We start from the raw sequence: 22053 nt of genomic DNA on the forward strand, positions 1-22053 counted from the left end.
GATTTAAAATCTTTCTATAAGCAGCGTTGGCATATTGAATTAGACATACGCAACATCAAAGGTACTCTGGGAATGAACATTCTCAGTTGCAAATCTCCAGAAATGGCGAGTAAAGAGATTTGGATTTACTTGCTCGCTTATAACCTAATACGACTGATGATGGCACAGTCATCGCTGTTGTCAGACCTGATGCCAAGGCAGCTCAGCTTTAAACACAGTCTGCAACTTTGGAGTGGTTATTTGCAGACAGCAGTGATTTTTAACGACGAGCAATTTTATAATTTGTTTATGTTGATGAGCGAGAAAATAGTAGGAAATCGTCCTGGACGAATTGAGCCCAGGGCGGTAAAGCGAAGGCCAAAACCGTTCCCGTTATTGATTAAGCCCCGCAGCGATGCCCGTGAAGATATTAGAAAAAACGGGCATCCCAAAAAGGTTAAGTAAGTGCCATTCGGGTCAAAGCCCTTTAATTGCTCCGTGCTCCGAGGCAAAGAGAAGGTCGGCGCACAATGGTTAATGTACTGCATGGTGCATAATATTGAGAAAATCGCGACGCAGGGTGAGGTTAGGCATTAAGTGTTAGGATATGAGGTAAACAACGCTCATATCAGGTTAAAAGAACAGATACAGAGCGTTTGAACTGAAGGGTGAAAGCTCAATCTCTCCAGTGAAAAAATGCTAAAACGAACAGGGAAGGCTGAGGTAGATGGATATTTTTATGTCAAAATGTCTAATCCGACAGTCTCGTTAGGTTTGTTATTCGTGGCTCTTTTAGGTGTATGTTTTTTTGTTGCGTTTTTACATGGCATATGAGAATGGGCATAACAAATCAATGTCGCCTCACGGCAGGGCACAAAGCTAAACGTTAGGTATCCACGATGAAGCGGAACACTATTCTGACCCTTCAACGTATATTTTCAACGCCTCCAGGCGATTGTTCCGCTGGCGCTCAAGTTGAGCGATGAATTCACGTGCAACCTGAAGCGAATGCTTGTTTAGGGACACGTCAGTTTGTCTTCCGCATTGTTTAAGGGTCACAATATCCGCGTTCACCAGCACTTGAAGTTGTTTTCGTGCGCCTTGTCTGGAAACGCCAAGGTTTGTTGATAGTTCGCCTACCGTGCAAGTTGGTTTGGTAGAGAGCCTTTTAACAATTTCCAGCCTGATGGGGTCGCCTAAAGCTTTGTAGATGTTAGCTGCATTCACCTGATCAGGCATCAAAGAATTTCTCCAACCGACCGAGCATGAAGTCCCAGCCTCCAGAGTTTTGCCTGAATGCGGTTTCAATAAGTTCTTCAGGCAGGCTTGCAAACCCCGATTCAGTCAGTGTTACTTTGCAAGCGCCGTCTGTGTGTTCGGTGATATTGAATTCTACCAATGTGTTCGGTACTGAAAGCACATCGCCAAGGTAGTGATTTGCTCCCGGCACCCATCGAAAAGCGAAATAGTCATAGGGGCTGGCAGCAACAACGTAAATTGGGTTTTTGCCATTCTCGCCGAAGCCAAAGATAGGTTGGGAGCCGACGGTATATTCGCCCTCAAGCGTTTCTGGGAACCACTTTATTACTTGTTCAGGATTCGTAATTGCTTCATAGATACGCTCTTTCGATGCATTGATAATGATTTCCCGGCTAATAGTATCTGTCATGGCGAGCTCCCAGTCTGATGAGATAGACGTTGCGCATCGAGGTAGTAAAGCATGGTGCTTTGATAAGAGCAACCATATGGTTGCATATTGCTTGAGTGGATATATTTGTGGTGAGTTCGAAATTGTCTGTGTAATCTGGCCCCAGCGAATGACTTTAGTGGTTTATGCCTGACTCTCATCGGTTGTTACTATAAGGGTATTAAACTTAAATGGGAGCCAGTGTTTTGGGCTAAACGTTTAATCAGCAATCTAATGGCGCACAATGGAGAAAATTATGGCTTCTATCGTTTCGGCAGATCGCATCCGGTTTCTCCTGAATCGCCTCCATGAAAGGCTCTGGGTGAGACCGCTGGCTGTTTGTCTGTTATCGATCGCTGTGGCATTTATCGCAAAACTTGCTGATGGCACTCAATTACAAACATTAGCGCCTGACATTTCACCGGGCTCTATTGAGACGTTGTTGTCGGTTATGGCTTCCAGCATGCTGGTGATTGCCACTTTTTCAGTGGGGTCGATGGTGTCGGCTTATGCCTCGGCAGCTAATATCGCAACACCGCGTTCTTTTCCGCTGATTGTCGCTGACGACGCATCGCAAAATGCCCTTTCTACCTTTGTTGGTGCCTTTATTTTCAGTATCGTGGCGCTTACCGCAGTCAAGAACGAATACTTCGGGACAGCCGGACTGTTTGTCCTTTTTGTTCTGACGGCGATTGTATTCGCTATGGTGATCACTACGTTTGTCCGCTGGGTTGATCGCATCGCTCGCCTCGGACGTCTTGGATCGACGATCGATAAGATTGAAAAGGCGACGGCTACTGCTCTGACGCGACAACGTCATGCGCCAACCCTTTGTGGTATGCCTGTGCAATCTGAGCCAGGTGGGCGAGCTGTGTTCGCAGTGAGTGTGGGGTATGTTCAACACATTGACGTTGCGGCACTGCAGTCGTGGGCTAAGGAAGCACAAGTACGGGTGCGAGTAGCGATATTGCCGGGCGCATTTGCCTCCCCGGACCAAGCGCTGGCATACGTAATATCTGACGCGGGTGACCAGAGCGAAATTGACTACGACTGTGTTGTCAAAGCGTTTCAGATCGGCTGCGATCGCCTTTTCAGCGATGACCCGCGGTTTGGTTTGGTGGTTCTGTCGCAAATTGCTGGTCGTGCATTGTCGCCCGCCGTCAATGATCCGGGTACGGCGATCGATATTATCGGTACTCTGGTACGACTTTTTACGTTATGGAGTGAGGCTGAAGTCGATGAAGATACGCTGATCTACGACCGTGTAGAGGTGCCCGAGGTCTCGGTCAGGGAGATGTTCGATGATGGTTTTACTGCAATCGGCCGGGACGGTGCTGGCTTGGTCGAGGTATCAGTGCGACTGCAGAAAGCGTTGCACTCTCTTGCATTGATGGGTGACGCAGAAATGCGGGAAGCGGCCGTGTACCATGGGCGGCTGGCACTGAAACGGGCACAAATAGCGCTGGATATATCCGAGGATGTGTCAGCGGTTCGAGACGCAGCTAAATTCGCGGAGTCAGCCGTTGCGTCAGACTCTCAGCAGGCTTGATTATTGGATCGAGACTGAAACGTATATTGCTTATCAGGTCGTGCGCATAAAAAAATACTACGCATAAGAAAATAGTACGCATAAAAAGATTCAGAGCCGTTCGTATCGATATCATATCAGGCCCTGTAGGTTGTCTGATCTGTTTTTCTGATCTTACCCGCTTTTTGTTTAGCCCCATTGACTGATATCCTAGTGGCGATTTTTCTCATCAGGATTATGTTCATCGGGCGGAGCAGATGCGTCACTTAATCACCTGATTGCGAAAAGTTATTCTCAGGCTGTCATCCGAGCTCGGAGACAGGCCTGTTTTTCTTCCAGTCTGCAAGTCGCGTCGCGACCTCTATTAAGCCGCAACGCGGCAAACTAAGGTGTGTTATGGGTTATTGGTTTCTGGCGTTTGCTATTGGTGCTGAGGTGATTGGTACGTTGGCGTTAAAAGCGTCCGAGGAGTTTAGCAAACCGTTTGCCAGTGCGGTGTGTGTGATCGGCTATCTCACCGCGTTTTATTTTCTCTCGCTGGTACTTAAAACCGTTCCGGTCGGCGTGGCTTATGCCATTTGGGCGGGGATGGGGATTGTGTTAATCGCTTCAATCAGCGCAATCATCTACAAAGAGGTTCCTGATCTGCCCGCTATTATTGGCATGGCATTTATTATTCTGGGGGTGGTGATTATGAATGTCTTTTCTAAAACTGCCGTGCATTGACGACTGACGAGAGTATTGGTCACTATTTAACCATGCAGCAGTGCTAACAGCCACTTCAGCCCCGGATCATTCGAGTACAGCGGGTGGTGCAGGCTAACCATCTCGATCTCTGGCATCCGCTGGGGGGGCGTTACCAACCTCACGGGTAACATCTCAGCAAACAGCAATGCCATCTGTCGCGGCAGTGTCATCACAGCTTCGGTGGCGGCAACGATGCGGGCACCCGCCATATAGTTAACGGTGCAGGCAATAAAGTTTCGTTGCCGTTGCTGCTGCGCTAGCCACTGGTCGATCTGATCTGAGCTTACCCCCGCCAGATCGGAAAATATCACATGTTTCAACTGACAATACTGCTCCAGAGAGAGGTGTTGATCCACCTGGGTATTGCCCTCAGCAACCAGGCAGGCAAGGGGTTCTGTATACCAGGGGCGGCTGATCAGTTGTGGGTCAACCGGTTGTTTGGTGTCCAGCCCGACAATCAGATCTACCTCGCGGTTTTCCAGTTGTTTCAGATTACCATCCTGACGAATAACCTCGATCTGAATACGGATGCCGGGCGCCGTGAGTTGCAGGTTCTGCATCAGCGGTGGCAGGATCAGCGCTTCAAAGAAATCGGTACTGGCGATGGTGAAGCAGCGATCTGAGCTGGACGGGTTAAAGGGTTCCGGCGGGCTTAGACTGTGCTCGATCATACGGATCGCCTGACGGATATCCGGCAGCATCGTTTGGGCTCGGGGGGTTAGTTTAAGGCCGTTACCGGAACGCACCAATAGCGGGTCATCCAGTTGCTGTCTGAGTCGGTTGAGGGCGTGGCTCATGGCTGACTGACTGAGGAACATCCGCTCTGCGGCCCGACTGACATGACATTCCGTCAGCAACGCTTCCAGCAGGAGTAGCAGGTTCAGGTCAAACTGGCGTAGTGGTTTCATCAGGACGGTCCTGGAATTAGGTCTTAGTATTAATGTCGTGCATGTAGTTATTATAACTATGCATTTCAATAATTATAGTCAGAATAGTAAGCTGGTCTGAGTTAAATAGTTGAGGGGTGAGGAATGTCTGATATAGCAAGTACCACGGCGAATGCTGATCTGCCGATCTATGGCTCACTGGGAATGACTTTTATGGAGTTTCCGGTGGTGAGTGATCTGACTTCTTCTGATGCGGAAGTGATTGTGGCCGGGGTGCCGTTTGACCTGGCGACATCGGGACGTTCCGGTGCCCGTTTCGGGCCACAGGGTGTACGTCAGGCGTCATCCCAACTGATCTGGGAAGGAGCGCGCTGGCCCTGGCAGTTTGCCCTGGATGATCACCTGAAGGTGGCGGATTCCGGCAACGTGCTGTTCAAACATGGTGAGCCACAGACCATGGTGGACAATCTTCAGGGGCATATCAGTTCAATTCTCGATGCGGGTAAATCATCCCTGACCTTTGGCGGCGATCACTTTATTACTCTACCGGTGTTGCGTGCCTATGCTAAAAAACATGGCCCGCTGGCGCTGATCCATTTTGATGCCCACACCGATACCTATTCCGGCGGCACTAAATATGATCACGGTACGCTGTTTCATCACGCCGTTGAAGAGGGACTGCTGGATACTGAGCACTCCATTCAGATAGGAATCCGTACCGCCTATGATGTCGAGGGACACCCCTTTGAGGTGCTCGACGCTGCCTGGGTGGGTGATCATGGTCCGCAGGGGATTCTGGAACGTATCCATGCCCGGGTTGGCGATAAAAAAACCTATGTCAGTTTTGATATTGACGGTCTTGATCCCGCGTTTGCGCCGGGTACCGGTACGCCGGTTGCCGGTGGCATGAATATGGATTGCGCTCTGAAAGTGATCCGTGGTTTGCAGGGGCTGAATCTGGTGGGGATGGATGTGGTTGAGGTTGCGCCAGCCTATGACCATGCTGAGATCACTTCACTGGCCGGTGCCACGCTGGCACTGGAATATCTCTATGTGCTGGCAGCAAATAAGATGGCTGCAAATAAGTAGAGCCCACTATCTGCACGTTTGAACTCTCTGTATAGGCTGCATCTCAATGTGAGGTGCAGCTTTTTTGGTTTTACAGATGATGCTCCAGAACTGACTTCAGTAAAGCTAATCCGGCGTCTATCCGGGCTTCATCATAACCACCAAAACCGATCACCAGTCCGTTACGGGGGACTTGTTTGTCATAATAGTAAGACAGCGGGCGTATTCCCAACCCTACCTTCATCGTCTGTTCGACAATCGCTTTGTCATTGATGCCCGGAGGCAGCAGAAACACGCCATGCATCCCGCCATCACTGGGTTCCCATATCAGTTGGCCGTTAAAGATCTGCTCTACCTGTTGTAACAGGTAACTGCGCCGGGTTTTATAGAGTTTACGCATCCGTCTCAAATGACTGGCAAACGCTCCCCGGGCCATAAAGTCTGCCAGTGCCAGTTGTGGTAACGCAGACAAGCCGCCATCCATAAAGCCGCGCATGCGGTTAAACGGCTCCACCAGTGCGGGTGGCAGAACCAGGTAGGCCAGCCGTATAGCCGGGTGCAGAATACGGCTGAAGGTGCCGGAATAGATCACGGTGTGTTCGCCATCCAGGCCCTGAAGTGCGGTGAGGGGCGGGCCGTCAAAGCGGAACTCACTGTCGTAATCATCCTCGATAATGCAGCAGCCCTGTTGCCGGGCCCACTTAAGCAGTTGCAGGCGGCGTTCAAGACTGAGGGTATAACCCATTGGAAAGTTGCGTGACGGGGTGATAAAGGCAAGCCGGGCGTTTTGTTGATTGTGCAGGGCGATATCGGTACGAAAACCGTTATGGTCAATGGGGACGGAGAGCTTAATCCCGCCCGCGTTACTAATGGCACCGTCGATACCGGGAAAGCCCGGATCTTCCACCAGAACCCTGTCGCCAGGGTTAAGCAGCATGGAAAAAGCGAGCTGCATCCCCTGTTGCGAGCCTGAGCAGATCATCACCTGTGTCATATCGCAATGAATTCCGCGGGTTGCATTGAGATAGGCGGCAATCTCAGAGCGAAGTGCTGCTTCCCCCATAAAGTCACGTTCAGCATGAAACTTCATCTGCCTGCCAGCGTGGGCCACCGAACGTTGCCACTGTTGCCAGGGAAACTGATCCAGTGCTGGAACCGCGGGGAGCAGCAGTTGTTGCTTGTGCTGCTGGTAGAGCGGCCGGATCTGCTCCAACTGTGCGCTTTTGGCTGAGAGTGTGATTGGCCGGGTGTGCGGATCAGGGGTCCGCTGTGTTGTGCTTCGATTCAGGGACAGTTGAGGCGAAACATAGCTGCCATCCCCATGCCGGGTTTCGATATATCCTTCAGCCTGGAGCATCTCATACACCTGCTTTACGGTGTTGCGCGAGAGGCCCAGCAGGTCAGCCAGCTCGCGGCTGGAGGGCAGGCGACTCTGTGCTGGCAGCTCCGCAGATAGAATCCGTTGCTGAATATAATTAAACAGCCCTCGGTAGAGCGGACGCTGAGTTTTACCTTGTTCGAGGAAAGGGGTAAAGCGTTCTGAGTGGGGCGTTTTATTGTTCAGATGCGGTTTCAAATTGGGCCTTAATAATATCTATAAATTGGATCTTAATAAGATCCACTATAACGGCTAATCTCACTTTATCGCAAACCTAAAAGAGCGCTCAAGACGAGTGCTTAAAACAGTAAGGACAGGCTATGAGTGAGATTGAAGTGACGGAACGTACCCGGGTAAAACGGGGGCGGAAAATCGCGAACTACGACCGGGACACCATCTACAGCATTCTTGATGAAGCCTGGGTGTGTAATATCGGTGTCAGTGTCGATGCTGAGGCGATGGTGCAGCCCAGTTCCCACTGGCGAGTGGGAGATGAGCTGTTTCTGCACGGCTCGGTCAAGAACGGTCTGTTTCAGCAGGTGATTAAAGGGCAGACTGCCTGTATTACGGTGTGTTTGCTGGATGGACTGGTGTTTGCTCGTTCCGCCTATCATCACTCCGTTAACTTCCGTTCGGTGGTGGTTTACGCTAAAGGACGACTCGTGGAAGACCCCCGGGAAAAGCGGGCAGCGCTTGATGCTATGCTGGATAAATATAGTCCGGGTCGGTCAACGGAAGCACGACCGCCTAATGAGACTGAAATGAAGGTAACGGCGGTGTTTGCTTTCCCGATTGAGGAGGTTTCGGCCAAGATTCGTGTCGGTGGGCCTAACGAAGAACCTGAAGATATGGCGCTGAATGTCTGGGCGGGTGTTAAGCCTGTCACATCAGTGGTGGGAGAATTGATCCCGGATTAGTTAAATCTGGTCGGTAGATGACAGAGCATCGCCTATACTGCCTGTTACAGATGCAGGAGGCTCAATGGTTTACTACACGAAATGTCGATATACCCTGATAGGCTCATCTTTGCTGATACGTCGATCTCTGCTGCTAGTGATAGCTGTGGTTGTAGCTTTGCTGTCGGGTTGTAGCAGTTTTCCCGATTTCGGTGCCGATTTAGCGACCCGGGTGCAGAATAATCCTGACATGGCTAAACAGCAGTTTAGTCAGGGGCTGGATGTGACTCAGGGGCGGGGCACTACTCAGGACTATCAGCAGGGCGTTGAGCTGTTTAAGGATGCTGCGCTGAACGGCTCCTCTGAAGGTGCGTATATGGCAGGGATGTCATATCTGACCGGCAGAGGGGTCAATACCCGCTTCTCAGATGCAGCAAACTGGCTGGATCTGGCGGCCAGAAAGGATCATCCCGGCGCGCTATATCAACTGGCTGTTCTCTATATGAACGGTCGGGGGGTTAATAAAAACCGGCTGTGGGCGGGCTATCTGCTGAGCCGGGCTGCGGATCTGGGCCATAAGCAGGCTATTTTTGATCTGGGTGTGGTCTATGCGAGAGGGCTTGGCCTGCCTCAAAGCCCTGCTGCAGCCTGGTACTGGTTTACTCAGGCGGAAAAGCGCGGGGTGCCGCTGGCGACTGAGTTAAAAGGGCGCATGTACGCTCTGAGTAATGCGGCATCCCGGCAATATGCCAGTCGCACACTGGCATATCATGCGGGACGGATTGATCGTTCAACGACTCTGTTTATCCAGCTCCGTCTTGATGAGTTGGGATACCCGTCCGGTCTTGCAGATGGCATATGGGGGCTTAAAACCGATCATGCCTATCGTCGTTTTATCCGACAGGAACTACAGCTGAGTGATCTGGAACTTGACTGGCAGAATCTGCAGCTGATCAGGGATCTTTAACCTCATGCCTGAGTAACGCTGTCTGGTGCCCCCGCATCAGAGTTACCGGAGTCCGTTTCTGGCGGAGCTGTTTCCGGCTCCGTGGCAGTGTCAGGCTCAGGTGCTGTTTCAGGTGCTATTTCAGGTGCTATTCCCAGTAGGTCATTAACCGCTGAGACAACCTCGGTATTGAGCTCTTTATTAGCGGCCTGACCCAGGAAGTCCATGGCTGTTTGTTCCAGTTCGGCGCGCTCCTCTTCAGTCGGCGCTTGCCTGGCCGCATAGACTGCTGCCTCATATTGTGCGATCAAGCCGACCGCTGAATTGGGTGCTGCATGGGCGCGTGCGGTGGCCGATGCATGGGCTGCATTAAGTCGTCCCAGACTGGCAGAGACCGACTTTTGATTATTTCCAAGTCCACGGCTATTGCTCAGACCGTTACTTCCGGCGGTAGCCGACTTTCCAGCGCCATCATTGCTTTGGCCATAAGCGTTTCCGTTACCCTGATGACCGTTGCTGGAATTGCTGTTTCCACCGCCATTTCCACCGCCGTTTCCACCGCCGTTTCCACCGCCGTTTCCACCACCGTTTCCACCACCGTTTCCACCACCGTTTCCACCACCGTTTCCACCACCATCGCCACCTTTGGCTACTGCCTGGCTACCAAGATCGAGCCCTGATAGTTGCTGGGTAATAATCGGTGTAAGGCTGAGTGCAAGTGACAGGGTGGAGACCGCAGTTGCTGAGACAAGCGTTTTACTTGACAGGGTATTGCGCAACGCTGTTATCGTAAACATAAGGTGCAGCCTCAACAGGGTGATTGCCTTCAGCTTAATATGCTTAGTGCAGCGCTACAAATGAATATTATTCCACCCGGTTGGCACTTTTTTCAATAATGCGACAGAAATGATTCAGCAGATAGGGGTCATGCTTTGTACCTGAATCCCGGTTTATCTGCTCAATAATTTGCGCATGGGTATGGCCTTCATGGTAAGAACGGGTGAACGCCATTGCATCATAACTGTCGACGATGCTGATAATTCTGGCGCCCACGGGAATCGCCTCACCGGCAAGTTTATCCGGGTAACCGTTGCCATCAAAATGCTCATGGTGGTGACGAATAATATGAGCTGTTTCAGACGCTCCATCCAGCTCTGTTGAGAGTACGATCTGCTCGCCAATCGCGGGATGTTTATGCATCACCTCCCAGTCATCGCTGTCCAGCTTGCCGGGTTTCATCAGAATGCTATCAGGAATGCCGATCTTGCCGATATCATGGAATTTGGAACTTATTCGCAGGGCGCTGATCTGACCTTCACAGAGTCCGGCGGCTTTACCAAGTTCGATTGCCAGCGTCTGTACCCGGTCAGAGTGATCAAGCGTAGACTGATCTCTGAAACCCAGTGCAATCGCGAGTGCTTTAGTGCGGCCTTCGAGTGTCTGAAAGGTAAATTTTTCAGCAGGGCTCATGGAAGAAGCTCCTTGGTTTCATAACGCCTGATATGACCTGATTGACTATTTTATGACCTGTACTCAGGATAGTCCGTGTCTGGTCGTTTGTTTGATTCATATTAATGTATTGATCTTGCTGATGTAATCTTTAATTCAAGGGATAGTAACAATGAAGATGCTACAGGTTATGCCGTCGTTCGCTGTTAGCTTGGTACTGCTGACCAGTCTGGCGGGCTGTTCCTCTATGGGTACTTTTGGATCCGAAAACTATATAGTTGATCTGGATAAACAGCAGTATTGCATCGAGGGTCGTTCAGATTGTCGTTCGCTTGCACTGATTGGTCCTTCCTTTAGGGAGGGATGGATCGCTGATGCTTATGCGATGCCGAAACAGTCTTACAGCTGGGATGCCAGCGAGTTGAGCAACATTCTAATAGCGCCACCGGATAACAGTTATCAGCCTGAGCTGATTGGTGGCAGACAATACCGGTTGCCGCCGACCTTCGCAACCCATATGGTCTGGGATGTGCTGGCGATGGAGGATTACACACTCTACCGTGATGATGATGGCTATTTTTCCCTGAAGGACAGCCGGCCTCAACCGCGCCGCTTTTCAGTTATAAAGTAGAGTGGTCATGCTATTCGCTTAGCCGAATGCCAGCCAGATGCCAACACCAATCATCAGTGAACCTGCAATCCGGTTCATCAGTTTGACATTGCCGCGGTCCAGTAACAGATGGCGTAATGCTTTTCCGCCGCTGGCGTAGATCAGCAGACAGCTGAACTCTAATGACAGAATTATCGCAATCAGCAGCGTCAGCTGCGGGGCAAGTGGCAGGCTCTGATCAAGAAAGGGGGGCAGCAGGGTAACAAAGAATGCCCAGCCTTTCGGGTTTGCTATCGCAGTAATGAAACCGTTGAAGGCTAACTGCAGGTTACCCTGTTTTTTTACCTCTGTACCCGGTTCAGGCATCACTAGCTTGCCTTTTGATTGCCACATCTGAAAACCCAGCCAGCCGAGATATGCCCCGCCGCCAAGTTTGAGGAAAATAAACGCCTCTGGAAACTGCAGCATTAACGCAGCAACACCTGCGGCAGCGGCTGTAGCTACAAGGCCTACGCCGATCAGCTCGCCCCACATCATATGCAGACTGCGCCGTACACCGATCGACATCCCCAAACTTAAGGCCAGAGTCATACACATGCCGGGCGTGATGGAGACAAAGAAAAATGTAGGTATGAAAATTGAGAGTATAGCGACAGACATCCGTGCCTCTTAACTAGAGAGTTGAAGCGGGATTTTACGCTCTGTAAGATGAATAAAAAAGACCACACAGAATATTCTGTGTGGCCCGGCTCAGGCAGAAGAAGGGGAGCTCTGTACGTGCCTGATGCAGATGTTAAACAGGCTTAGAAAGTGCGTGATACGCTTAGCATCAGTGTATTGTCATTGCGGAATGCACCTTTATCTACCTCTTCAGCATTGTCGATGCTGTTGAACAGATAAGTCGCTGACAGGTCCAGACCTACAACAGAGCCCGAGATACCGACAGAGTAGTCCTGGTAATCGTCGATATCAACTTTACCCCAGTAATCACCGGTGCTGTAACCGGCATGCAGATCGAGGCTAACGGCTTCGGTGATACCATAGCTGTAATCAAGGCCGAAGTATTGTGCAGACTCTCCGGAGTTAAAAAAATCGTCGGAATACGCCATGGTGAAGCCAACGTCACCGTAATACAGTGCCAGAGCCAGTTCGCCGTATTCCGCATCGGTGTTATAGCCAGGGTAGGTATAAAAACCATAGGAAACGTCATAGCTCAGGTCGTCATTGATATCATTGGCAAAGCCAACGTAGTAATCAATTTCCAGCTTGGCATCATCATCAAAATCAACGTTGCTGCCCCAGATGCCCGCATAGACACCATTATCAAACCCTACATCCAGACTTCCCTGAACGGCTGGATCACCTGCGGATTGTGAGATGCCACGGAAACGGTAATCATTGGTGAATGATACGGTGCCGGTTACGTCAGCAGCCTGAACGGTAGATGTCAGGGCCATTGCGGCGGCCAGACCTGTGAAAATCTTCTTCATCGATTTTTCCTGTTATTTTTTATGAATCTTGATTATGTGTAAAGCCTGATGCCGGAGGATATACCCAGGGGTAGGTATCTATTTGTGAGTATCCTGATGGAAAAACGGCGGCTAGCCCGTTAACTACCTCTTCATATATATAGAGGCGTTAAAAGGATAACGAATATACTGGGAGTCAATATGAATCGATGGATAGGCGCCGCCTGGCTTCTGATTCTGATAGTGACGAACGGATATTGCGGAGAAGATAATCGATGAACAGCTACGCTGAATGGCAAGCCCTGAGTGAGACGTTAACTTTCCACCATCAGGCTTATATTAATGGTGAGTTTCGCCCCGCGGTGAGTGGTGATACGTTTCCCTGCATCAATCCGGCGACTGAACAGTCGCTTGCCGATGTGGCCAGTTGCGATGAGGCAGATGTGAATATCGCGGTTGCCAATGCCCGTGACGTTTTCCGTTCAGGTGCATGGTCTGAGATGCCCCCCCGCGAGCGCAAAAAAGTGATGCTCCGTTGGGCGGATCTGATTGAACAGCACAAAGATGAGTTTGCCCTGCTGGACACTCTGGATATGGGCAAGTCGATCTCTGAGATGGTTAATATTGACGTACCGGATGCTATTGACTGTATCCGCTGGACCGCTGAGAGTATTGATAAAATCTATGGTGAAATTGCACCCACTGGACATGATACGCTGGCGATGATCCACCATCAGCCAGTGGGTGTGGTCGGTGCGATCACGCCCTGGAACTATCCGCTATTGATGGTCAGCTGGAAAATTGCTCCGGCGCTGGCTGCGGGTAACTCTGTGATCCTCAAACCCTCTGAAAAATCACCGCTGAGTGCGTTGCGTCTGGCGGAACTGGCGGTGGAGGCTGGTATGCCTGCAGGTGTCTTGAATGTATTGCCGGGCTTTGGTCATACCGCAGGCAAAGCGCTGGCGCTGCATATGGATGTTAACGTGCTGGCTTTCACCGGCTCAACCCGGGTTGCGGGTATGCTGATGGGCTATGCCGGTGAGTCGAATATGAAACGGGTCTGGCTGGAAGCGGGTGGTAAATCGCCAAATCTGGTGTTTGCTGATGCGGATATTAAAGCGGCCGCGGCGGCATCTGCGGCGGCTATCTTCTGTAATCAGGGGGAGGTATGTATCGCCTGTTCCCGTCTTTACGTTGATAAGAGTATCAAAGAAGAGTTTGTTGCCGCGCTGGTTGAAGCCGCCGCCCGGTTCCAGCCCGGCGATCCGTTAGACCCTGCCACGACGATGGGGCCAATGGTTGATGCTACTCAACTGGCAACGGTTGAGCGTTACATCCGTTCCGCTCAGGAAGAGGGCGGTCGGGTGATTATGGGTGGCGTTCCTGAATACCAGCAAGGTAAAGGCTTTTATGCCAAGCCGACCATCGTTGATGGCGCTAACAACGCTATGACCTTTGTCAAAGAGGAGATCTTCGGGCCGGTACTGGCGGTATGTGAGTTTGAAACCGAAGAGGAAGCAATTGCACTGGCCAATGATTCTGTTTACGGTCTTGGCGCAGCCGTCTGGACCCAGAACCTGTCTCGCGCACATCGCGTCAGCCGCAAGATCGAAAGCGGTATGGTGTGGGTGAATACCTGGGGTGAGGGCGATACCACTGTGCCTTTTGGCGGTGTTAAAGCCTCCGGTAACGGTCGTGATAAATCGCTGCATGCGCTGGAAAAGTATACCGACATCAAGAATGTTTTGATTCGGTTGTAAAGCAGGGTCTGGTTTGCGACTTTGCCGCTGGCTAGATGTCGCTTCGCGACGTGTCAGTCGTCGGCAGAAGAATCGCTATCAGGCCAGGCTATTACGCATTCGTGTTGCTAGCTGTATATAACGGTAAAGAGCTATAGGTCAGACCTATGGCTCTTTTGCTGGCTGTGTTATTTTGACAGTCAAAAGCGGAGATTGTCAGCCGGGCTGAATCAACCTTTTTTAAATTGAAAATGGTTAAATGCAGGCATAGAAAATCATGGTGATCTATTAAACTGCACTGGTAAATGCCGCTTTACTCTAAGCGATAAATTTTAATCTTAGTACGCTGTTCTTAGTTGCACTGTGTATGCTTTCAGCCTGAAACTCAAAGCCATATTGAGAATAGAATTTACGTCCAATACTGTTTTTCTTGAAAACTTCAACTTCAAGCTCTTTATGAAGTGTATGTGCTTTGTCCATTAAGGCTTTGCCAATACCCATACCATGGAACTCTGGTTGCACAAACAGCCCTCCAATCTCATTACCTGCAAGTGCAATAAATCCAATTACCGCTTCATCTATTTCGGCTACCCAGGTGTCAGTATTGGGCAAGTACAGATTGATCATGTCGTAACGTACTTGTTCGTGAAACTCAGATGTTAGAAAAGGATGGGCTAGTGTTGATGCAGCGTGCCATGCTGAAAGCACCGCTTCAATATCTTCTTCTGAGTACTGTCGGATAGTAATGGTCATGTAATTACCTGTTAGGTCTGATTGATTTCAGATTTAAGGGTAATGATCGAAAAGAGTAGAAGATTGAACAATTGCGACAGTTTGCAGGGGCTACTCAAAGTCTCCGTATACATCGATTGTTAAATCACGCTGCTTAAGATAGTTACCCGGTGTAGAACTGATAGCGGTTTTCAAATATCGGATGAGATGGGGTTGATCACTGAAGCCAAACTTCGCTGCCACATCTGCCCAATCAGGAGAGCGGTCTTGATATTGGTAGAGGTAATAAAGGAGCTTATCCAACGTTCGCATTGCCTCATACTGTTTCAGGCTTAGTCCGGTCACCCGACGAAATGCACGTTCCAGTGTCCGTCGAGAACAATGTAAGTTCTGCGCTAAATCTGCTAATTCAGTATGTTCAAATATGGCGGCAGCTTTCTCTGTCAGTTGACAGTATCTGTCTTGGTACACATTTTTCAATAATGGGTGCAACCAGTTATCAAGCTTGATTCTCAGCTCATTGATGGCGTCAGAACGAGTCGCGGTAGACGGTTCTGGCGGTAAAGTAAGAGTGGTTGCTGCTAAAAAATCCGAGAGGTTAATAATATCATCCAGCATCGGAAAATCTGCTGTTTGAGCGAGTGAATAGAGTGCTCCAGCTTTGAACTTGATGCCAATAATCAGGAATGGATCAAGATGATGAACGTCAATTGTACCGGTATTAGGTAATAGCAGGTGTCCCCCATAACCCTTTTTTTCAACCCCGTTTAAGGTGTAATGATATGGCTGCTCAGTAGGAGCAAGAAGCAGGTGCGCTTCTGGGCTTGGGTTGAGTTTTGGGTGACTATAACTGTTATCGCCCGGGGTTTTCTCAAGATACCAGTAGCAATCAATGTACCGGGCTATCTCAAGGTCACAGGGAGGGCGTTTCCAGTTATTCATCAGGCTACCAGGTTGAATATTCAGTGAGATTCTAGCACAGGCTAAATACCTTTCCGGGCTTTTCCGCAGCACTCGCAACTGGTCGCGAACCAGTTTCCCGTCTGGCGGTTTTTTAATATTGGAACGCAGAACTATATTTTTATAACTTTGGTGTTTGCTAGCAGGTCATGCAGGCAGCGGTTTTCTTTACTGAAGATAAACAGTGAGTCGATGATGCCGATGAACTGTCCGGCAAAGGGGATCTGGCTAATGACAAATATAGGCAGGTAACGGATACCAAAGACCTTCGAGAAAGGCAGTAATTGATTGGTATCATAATCAACCACCCGGATATTAAACATCTTTTTGGCAATAGTCTGGCCGGACGTGGCTAACAGATAACCGTTGAGAAGCAGATAGGAGAGCAATATTCCTACGCTCATCATCAATTCGGATGCTTGAGGTAGCTGGTCAAGCGTTAACAGGCTGGATACGCCGAGGGCTACCTGGACAACAATGAACAGTAGCAGAATCAGAATCGTATCGATGAGAGCCGCCCAGAATCGTGTCCAGCGACCAGCGAGAACAACCTCGTTCTTGCTATATACTTCCAGATTTGCGTGTGGGGTGGAGTAGATGTTTTCGTCATTCATAGTGACTATCCTTAGTGTTCTATGTGTGTTTGGCTGAATCAAAGCCTGCCTGAAAACAAATGCCCTGGCAATTGATACTCCTGTATTTGCGGCTTATCCTAGCAAGGAAAGCGAAGCTTTACGTCTAGCTCCTAGCAGGCGCAAAGCGCCGTTCTAGCAACTTTTACGCATTAGCCGTAGGGTCCAGTTCTTTGAGGTGGGCCAGGAATAGCGTAAAGATATCGGACTGGGTGGAGGTGTTTAGCCGGGTGTGGATATTCTTGCGGTGGACTTTTACAGTGCCCAGGCTGATATCCAGCATATTCGCTATGGCTTTTGACGAGTGCCCCTGCAGAATCAATCCCGCAATCTGCTGTTCTCTTGGGGTAAGTACGCCGCTGCCGAAGGTGCTGATCGCTTGATTCATAGCGCCCTCTGATTTTTCGTATTTAACAAACTCCTGGGACTGCGATAACCAGAACTGGCGAATGATCGATTTGACGACGGGATAGATATTATTCAGACGACTGAGTTCAGCCCGGGTGATGGTGCCGCGGCTGGTTCTGCGCCCCAGTGAGATGGCGCAGCTGACTTTAGCGTCCAGTTCTATAACCAGATTGATCTCATCAATCAGGTCAAACTCTTTATAGCAGTTTTGATAATATTCAGTGGTTTCAAAACTGTCGGGAGCGATGTCGATCAGCCGGCTGACGCCCTCTCCCAGGCTGCCGCTGCGGATGGCATTAAACAGGGGGTCGAGAATGTAGGCCCGGTTGATATAGTTGTGCAGTGTCAGGCTCTGCTCTGCCGGGTCAGTGGGATGAAGAATGAGTGGTTTCAGGGATTTTCTGAAAGTCACAACCAGCATGCTATCAAAGTGGCACTGACAGGCGAGAAACTTTTCCAGCATGCCGCCAAAACTGGGCAGGCGGATGGTGTCGATAAGCGCAGCAAGATCCTTTTGCCAGTTTTCAGACGCGGTGTGCTGTGCACTGATGCTTTGCATAGCGGGGCTCCTGCTCTGGGCTTTGAAGTGTAAAAAGATCCGACTGCCGTTATCCGCAATGATTAGTTACGCATAATTGGCAAGACGCAATACCGGTAATATTGATCTTGTGCAGTCGAATAATGGAGGTCAGAAATGTTCATTATTTCTGACCTCCGCCTGCATAACGATAGTGAAAGAATTATGCAGTTTAACGGTGAACGGGCTGATCAGCTGACTGACTTCAGGGTCAGGTCAAAGCACAGGCGTACTTTTTCGCACAGCTCATCGACTTCTTCATGGCTGATAACTAGCGGTGGTGATAGTACCATCCGGCTGCCAACCGCACGCATAATCAGGCCGTTATTAAAACAGTGGTCACGGCAGATCATGCCGATATTAACTTCATCGGCGTACAGCTCTTTTGGCGCTTTGTTTTTCACCAGAGCAAGACCTGCGATCAGACCAATACCTTCAATATGGCCAACCAGTGGGTGGTCGGCAACCGCTTCACGAAGTTTATTCTGGAAGTAAGGCCCGATATCTTTGGCAACATACTCAACGATGTTTTCTTTCTTCATCAGTTGAATGTTGGCAATGGCAACAGCGGCTGCAACCGGGTGCCCGGAGTAAGTGAAACCGTGATTGAAGTCGTCATTATGCTCAATAAAGGCATTGGCAATACGATCGCCAATAGCGACAGCAGCGATCGGCAAATAACCTGAAGAGAGGCCTTTAGCCATGGATATAATGTCGGGTTTAAAGCCAAAGGTTTCACAGCCAAACCAGCTTCCGGTACGGCCAAAGCCACAAATGACTTCATCAGCCGCCAGCAGAATGTCGTACTTATCGCAGATCTTCTGAATCTCTGTCCAGTAGTTGGCCGGTGGCACGATGACACCTCCCGCCCCCTGAATCGGCTCGCCGACAAAGGCTGCAACATTATCAGGACCCACTTCCAGAATTTTATCTTCCAGCGCTTTCGCGCAGGCAATACCGAACTCTTCTTCGGTCATATCACCGGCTTCACCATACCAGTATGGCTGGCGGATACGGGTGATGTTTGACACCATCGGGCCGCCCTGTTTGTGCATTCCACTCATGCCGCCAAGGCTGGTGCCGCCCAGAGTACTGCCGTGATAAGCGTTTTCACGGGCGATAAGAATGTTGCGATACGGTTTGCCTTTGATAGCCCAGTACTGACGAACCATGCGGATAATCGTGTCTATGGCTTCAGAGCCAGAGTTGGCGAAAAAGATATGATTCAGGTCGTAGGGGGTGACACTGGCGATCTCTTTGGCTAGCTCTGCCGCAGGTGTGTGGGTGGTCTGAAAAAAGGTGTTGTAATAGGCCAGCTGCTTCATCTGCTTGTCGGATGCTTCAATCAGTTCTTTTCGGCCGTAACCCATATTGACGCACCACAAACCCGCCATACCGTCGATAATTTTATTACCTTCGCTATCCCACAGATAAACGCCCTCAGCATGGGTGATTACCCGTGCTCCTTTCTTGTTCAGAGCACCCGTGTTGGTGAAGGGGTGCATATGATGGCCTGCATCGATGGACTGCACATCTGCGGTAATTGATGTGTTGCTGTTATGTTCGTGCATTGAGTCTCTCCCAACCAGACACCGGATGTAAACACTTTGCCGGTGCATAAATAAAACGATCAAAGGAATCGAAATAATCTAGTCGATTCTATTTTGTGATCACTATTTTGTGATCACAAAAATATAATGTCAACAGAAAAAATCCCGAAAGGTGAAAGTTACCTTCCGGGATTGGGTGTTGTGTTGCTGCTTGATCAGGCGGGTTGAGTGTGTCAGATGAGGCTTAGTGGGCTGAGTTTTCAATGAAAGTGTGCAGCATTTCGGGGGTTCCGGCAAAGGCGATGCCTTCACGGATATCGGCTGCAATCGCTACTTGCAGGGCGTAAGCGTCCTTTTTTTCGATAGCGGACATCGCTTCATTGTGCCGGTCAACCAGATAATGTTCTTCCAGTTCGCTGGTGGCCATGCGCATAAAAGGTCCCAGTTGTAGCCACAGACTTTCGATCAGTGGCAGGGTGACCTGATGTGGGTTGGCGGTATAGAGGGCGCGGTGGAAGCTTTGGTTGAGTATGCTGATCTGCCCGAGATTGTCCTCTTCCTGTGCCTGATCGATCAGACCGTCAATAGAGCGCAGCTGTTCCAGGCGTTCACTATCAATATAGGGAAGGGCGCGGGCTGCTGCGTGAGACTCAATAGCGATACGTGCTTCGCACAGTTCATTGAATTTCATCGCTGTCATTTTTGGCACCATCACCCGGCGGTTGCCTTGAATTTCCAGCGCATTTTCCGCAGCTAACTGGCGCAAGGCTTCACGCACAGGCATGGGGCTAACATCCAGAATGCCGGCCAGTTCGCGGATGGTAAGTACCCTCCCGGGGAGGATCTCACCGTACATAACGGCGTTGCGCAGAGTCTGGTATACCCATTGGGTGATAGTTACAGACTCGTTGCGTTCAGTTAAGGTTATTTTAATCGGAGATTTCTTGTCCATAATCAAAATTGGTTCTGGCCTTATTTCTCTGGGAACCTCAAAGTAGGTTCTCTTGTTGTAATGCGATCACTAAATAGGTTACATGACATTTTTAACAGATGTCATTGTTGACCGCCACAAAAAAATGTGATCACATTGTTTTATTGATTGTGATCACAAAAGCCTGTAGCTAAGCTAAAATGATTGCAACGGTATGTTGTGACCCGCCAGAGGGTGGGGATGAAAGATTTCGAGCGAGAATCTTATGAAGTTTAAGAAAGAAAAAGATAAAGAGTTTGATCTGTTTATAGCTGACCTGAATGGTAATTTACGGGGTAAGCGGCTACCAGCCAATGCAGCTGTTAAGGTATTTGACGAAGGCGTGAAACTGCCTCGTTCGGTTTTGGGGTTTGATTTCTGGGGTGATGATGTTCTGGATAACGGCCTGGTTTTTGAAACCGGTGATATGGATGGTATCTGTATGCCGGTGGGTGATCGGGCGATACCTGTTCCCTGGTCTGAGGATCCTCGTGATCAGATTCTGGCAACCATGTTTAACCCGGACGGTACGCCGTTTGGTTGTGATCCCCGTCAGGTGCTGGCCGGTGTGGTCAAACGCTTTAAAGCGATGGGGCTGACCCCGGTTATGGCGACCGAGCTGGAATTCTATTTGATGGATGGCGAGTCCGAAGAGACTCAGCGTCCGCAGCCGCCAATCCTTTCTGAAGGGCATGGTCGTCGACTGAGTGAAACCGATTGTTACTCCATCGATGAGATGGATGGTCTGTCCTCTTTCTTTGCTGAAGTGCGTGAGGTTTGTGAGATTCAGGGGGTTCCGGCGGACACCATTATTTCTGAGCTGGGTCCGGGTCAGTTTGAGATCAACCTGTTGCATGTCAATGATCCGCTAATGGCGGGTGATCAGGCGATTATGTTTAAGCGTCTGATTAAAGGGATCTCGCGCAAGCATGGTTATTCTGCCACCTTTATGGCGAAACCCTATTCAGATAAAAGCGGTAACGGCTTCCACGTGCATTTTAGTCTGCTGGATGAAGCCGGTAATAATATCTTTGATGATGGCGGCGAAGATGGCACTGATATTCTTAAAAATGCGGTTGCTGGTCTGATGCACACCATGTCTGACAGTATGCTGATCTTTGCGCCGCATATGAACTCCTATCGTCGCTTTATGGCGGGTGCGCATGCGCCAACGATTGCCACCTGGGGTTATGAGAATCGTACGGTGGCGATCCGTATTCCTGAAAGCCCATGTGAAGCCCGCCGAATTGAACATCGGGTATCAGGTGCCGATGCAAACCCTTATCTGGTGTTGGCGGCTATTCTGGCGGGCGCGTTGTACGGTATCGAAAACAAGCTGATGCCACCGGCTCCGATGGAAGGTGATGCGTATGCAGACGGTGATCAGGAGATGATTCTGCCGAATAAGTGGGATATCGCCACCGAGCTGTTTGCAGAGAGTGGTGTGCTTGAGGAGTACCTTGGTGAAGAGTTTATCCGGGTGTTTGCCGCAGCGAAGCGTCAGGAGCAGCGGAAGATTAACGAGCAGATCTCTGATATAGAGTATGATTCGTATTTGGGTCTTCTGTAACCTGTTGATATTAAATCATTAGTTTATGATACCCAATGAGGGGTATATAGCTGACAGGGAGGTTGAAGTACATTTTTACTAGTTGCAGAAAATACTGCGACAGTCTGAGAAGCTTAAGTGCTGCCTTCCTGATCAGAGGAGGCAGTCATGACAATAACAACAAAAAAAATGTGGCTCTGATGAGCGCCGCAAAAACGGCATCTGCAGAGTTAATGCTTAGATCATGCAACAGCGAAGCTGCGATCTAAAGCACCAGAAATGGAGTAATAAA

The 22053-nt window shown here is 49.8% G+C and carries 23 protein-coding genes; 9 read left to right on the forward strand and 14 right to left on the reverse strand.

Annotation, left to right across the window (positions count from 1 at the left end):
• Window positions 1-444 (forward strand): transposase (locus Q0499_RS23365; protein WP_299205439.1); only part of this gene is annotated, 444 nt, incomplete at its 5' end.
• 447 nt (window positions 445-891) lie between these two features.
• Here the strand turns inward: Q0499_RS23365 and Q0499_RS23370 are convergent.
• Window positions 892-1218, reverse strand: a complete 327-nt coding sequence (locus Q0499_RS23370; RefSeq protein ID WP_299205442.1) for a winged helix-turn-helix domain-containing protein — start codon at window positions 1216-1218, stop codon at window positions 892-894.
• Entirely contained in the window at window positions 1211-1648 is a 438-nt protein-coding gene (locus Q0499_RS23375) for an SRPBCC family protein (RefSeq protein WP_299205445.1), read from the reverse strand. Before Q0499_RS23375 ends, Q0499_RS23370 begins: the two co-directional genes overlap by 8 nt.
• A gap of 274 nt (window positions 1649-1922) precedes the next feature.
• Between Q0499_RS23375 and Q0499_RS23380 the strand changes: the two genes are divergently transcribed.
• Window positions 1923-3215: a DUF2254 domain-containing protein gene (locus Q0499_RS23380; protein WP_299205448.1), complete on the forward strand. Its 1293-nt coding sequence runs from the start codon at window positions 1923-1925 to the stop codon at window positions 3213-3215.
• A gap of 375 nt (window positions 3216-3590) precedes the next feature.
• Window positions 3591-3920, forward strand: coding sequence for a multidrug efflux SMR transporter (locus Q0499_RS23385; RefSeq protein WP_299205451.1), 330 nt, complete (start codon window positions 3591-3593; stop codon window positions 3918-3920).
• 26 nt (window positions 3921-3946) lie between these two features.
• On the opposite strand, the gene Q0499_RS23390 is transcribed toward Q0499_RS23385, so the two are convergent.
• Window positions 3947-4849, reverse strand: coding sequence for a LysR substrate-binding domain-containing protein (locus Q0499_RS23390; protein ID WP_299205454.1), 903 nt, complete (start codon window positions 4847-4849; stop codon window positions 3947-3949).
• A gap of 123 nt (window positions 4850-4972) precedes the next feature.
• Between Q0499_RS23390 and speB the strand changes: the two genes are divergently transcribed.
• A complete protein-coding gene (gene speB, locus Q0499_RS23395; protein ID WP_299205457.1) occupies window positions 4973-5917 on the forward strand; it encodes an agmatinase in 945 nt (314 codons plus the stop codon).
• A 70-nt stretch (window positions 5918-5987) separates the two neighbouring features.
• Here the strand turns inward: speB and Q0499_RS23400 are convergent, their stop codons facing one another.
• The gene (locus tag Q0499_RS23400; protein WP_299205460.1) at window positions 5988-7472 is read right to left on the reverse strand and encodes a PLP-dependent aminotransferase family protein; all 1485 of its coding nucleotides are present in this window, start codon (window positions 7470-7472) and stop codon (window positions 5988-5990) included.
• Window positions 7473-7594: 122 nt separating this feature from the next.
• Between Q0499_RS23400 and Q0499_RS23405 the strand changes: the two genes are divergently transcribed.
• Both Q0499_RS23405 and Q0499_RS23410 read left to right on the forward strand, forming a co-directional pair.
• On the forward strand, window positions 7595-8191 hold the full coding sequence (locus tag Q0499_RS23405; protein ID WP_299205463.1) for a pyridoxamine 5'-phosphate oxidase family protein: 597 nt from the start codon (window positions 7595-7597) through the stop codon (window positions 8189-8191).
• Between the two features lie 64 nt (window positions 8192-8255).
• Window positions 8256-9137, forward strand: coding sequence for a tetratricopeptide repeat protein (locus Q0499_RS23410; protein WP_299205466.1), 882 nt, complete (start codon window positions 8256-8258; stop codon window positions 9135-9137).
• A 2-nt stretch (window positions 9138-9139) separates the two neighbouring features.
• On the opposite strand, the gene Q0499_RS23415 is transcribed toward Q0499_RS23410, so the two are convergent.
• Together Q0499_RS23415 and Q0499_RS23420 are read right to left on the reverse strand one after the other, a co-directional pair.
• Window positions 9140-9913 carry a hypothetical protein gene (locus Q0499_RS23415; RefSeq protein ID WP_299205469.1) on the reverse strand — a complete coding sequence of 258 codons (774 nt, stop codon included), beginning with the start codon at window positions 9911-9913 and terminating at the stop codon, window positions 9140-9142.
• Window positions 9914-9980: 67 nt separating this feature from the next.
• Entirely contained in the window at window positions 9981-10586 is a 606-nt protein-coding gene (locus Q0499_RS23420) for an HD domain-containing phosphohydrolase (protein ID WP_299205472.1), read from the reverse strand.
• 151 nt (window positions 10587-10737) lie between these two features.
• Here Q0499_RS23420 and Q0499_RS23425 point away from each other — a divergent pair, with 151 nt between their 5' ends.
• Window positions 10738-11196, forward strand: a complete 459-nt coding sequence (locus Q0499_RS23425; protein WP_299205474.1) for a hypothetical protein — start codon at window positions 10738-10740, stop codon at window positions 11194-11196.
• Between the two features lie 18 nt (window positions 11197-11214).
• Here the strand turns inward: Q0499_RS23425 and Q0499_RS23430 are convergent, their stop codons facing one another.
• Together Q0499_RS23430 and Q0499_RS23435 are read right to left on the reverse strand one after the other, a co-directional pair.
• Window positions 11215-11835, reverse strand: a complete 621-nt coding sequence (locus Q0499_RS23430; RefSeq protein WP_299205477.1) for a LysE family translocator — start codon at window positions 11833-11835, stop codon at window positions 11215-11217.
• Window positions 11836-11978: 143 nt separating this feature from the next.
• A complete protein-coding gene (locus Q0499_RS23435) occupies window positions 11979-12665 on the reverse strand; it encodes a TorF family putative porin (protein ID WP_299205480.1) in 687 nt (228 codons plus the stop codon).
• A 254-nt stretch (window positions 12666-12919) separates the two neighbouring features.
• Here Q0499_RS23435 and Q0499_RS23440 point away from each other — a divergent pair, with 254 nt between their 5' ends.
• Complete coding sequence (locus Q0499_RS23440; protein WP_299205483.1) at window positions 12920-14404, forward strand: aldehyde dehydrogenase; 1485 nt, start codon at window positions 12920-12922, stop codon at window positions 14402-14404.
• Between the two features lie 297 nt (window positions 14405-14701).
• Here the strand turns inward: Q0499_RS23440 and Q0499_RS23445 are convergent, their stop codons facing one another.
• The 6 genes from Q0499_RS23445 to Q0499_RS23470 form a co-directional block, all read right to left on the reverse strand.
• Window positions 14702-15136, reverse strand: coding sequence for a GNAT family N-acetyltransferase (locus Q0499_RS23445; protein WP_299205489.1), 435 nt, complete (start codon window positions 15134-15136; stop codon window positions 14702-14704).
• A 90-nt stretch (window positions 15137-15226) separates the two neighbouring features.
• Window positions 15227-16057 (reverse strand): helix-turn-helix domain-containing protein, encoded by an 831-nt coding sequence (locus tag Q0499_RS23450; RefSeq protein WP_299205492.1) that lies wholly within the window; start codon window positions 16055-16057, stop codon window positions 15227-15229.
• A gap of 131 nt (window positions 16058-16188) precedes the next feature.
• On the reverse strand, window positions 16189-16689 hold the full coding sequence (locus Q0499_RS23455) for an RDD family protein (RefSeq protein ID WP_299205494.1): 501 nt from the start codon (window positions 16687-16689) through the stop codon (window positions 16189-16191).
• Between the two features lie 163 nt (window positions 16690-16852).
• A complete protein-coding gene (locus Q0499_RS23460) occupies window positions 16853-17674 on the reverse strand; it encodes a LuxR C-terminal-related transcriptional regulator (protein ID WP_299205496.1) in 822 nt (273 codons plus the stop codon).
• A 209-nt stretch (window positions 17675-17883) separates the two neighbouring features.
• Window positions 17884-19263: an aspartate aminotransferase family protein gene (locus Q0499_RS23465; protein WP_299205498.1), complete on the reverse strand. Its 1380-nt coding sequence runs from the start codon at window positions 19261-19263 to the stop codon at window positions 17884-17886.
• Between the two features lie 223 nt (window positions 19264-19486).
• Window positions 19487-20194 (reverse strand): GntR family transcriptional regulator, encoded by a 708-nt coding sequence (locus tag Q0499_RS23470; protein WP_299205501.1) that lies wholly within the window; start codon window positions 20192-20194, stop codon window positions 19487-19489.
• Window positions 20195-20438: 244 nt separating this feature from the next.
• Here Q0499_RS23470 and Q0499_RS23475 point away from each other — a divergent pair, with 244 nt between their 5' ends.
• The gene (locus Q0499_RS23475; protein ID WP_299205504.1) at window positions 20439-21782 is read left to right on the forward strand and encodes a glutamine synthetase family protein; all 1344 of its coding nucleotides are present in this window, start codon (window positions 20439-20441) and stop codon (window positions 21780-21782) included.
• The last annotated feature ends 271 nt before the right edge of the window (window positions 21783-22053 follow it).

This window comes from uncultured Amphritea sp. (genome assembly GCF_937127095.1).
Classification (GTDB): Bacteria; Pseudomonadota; Gammaproteobacteria; order Pseudomonadales; family Balneatricaceae; genus Amphritea.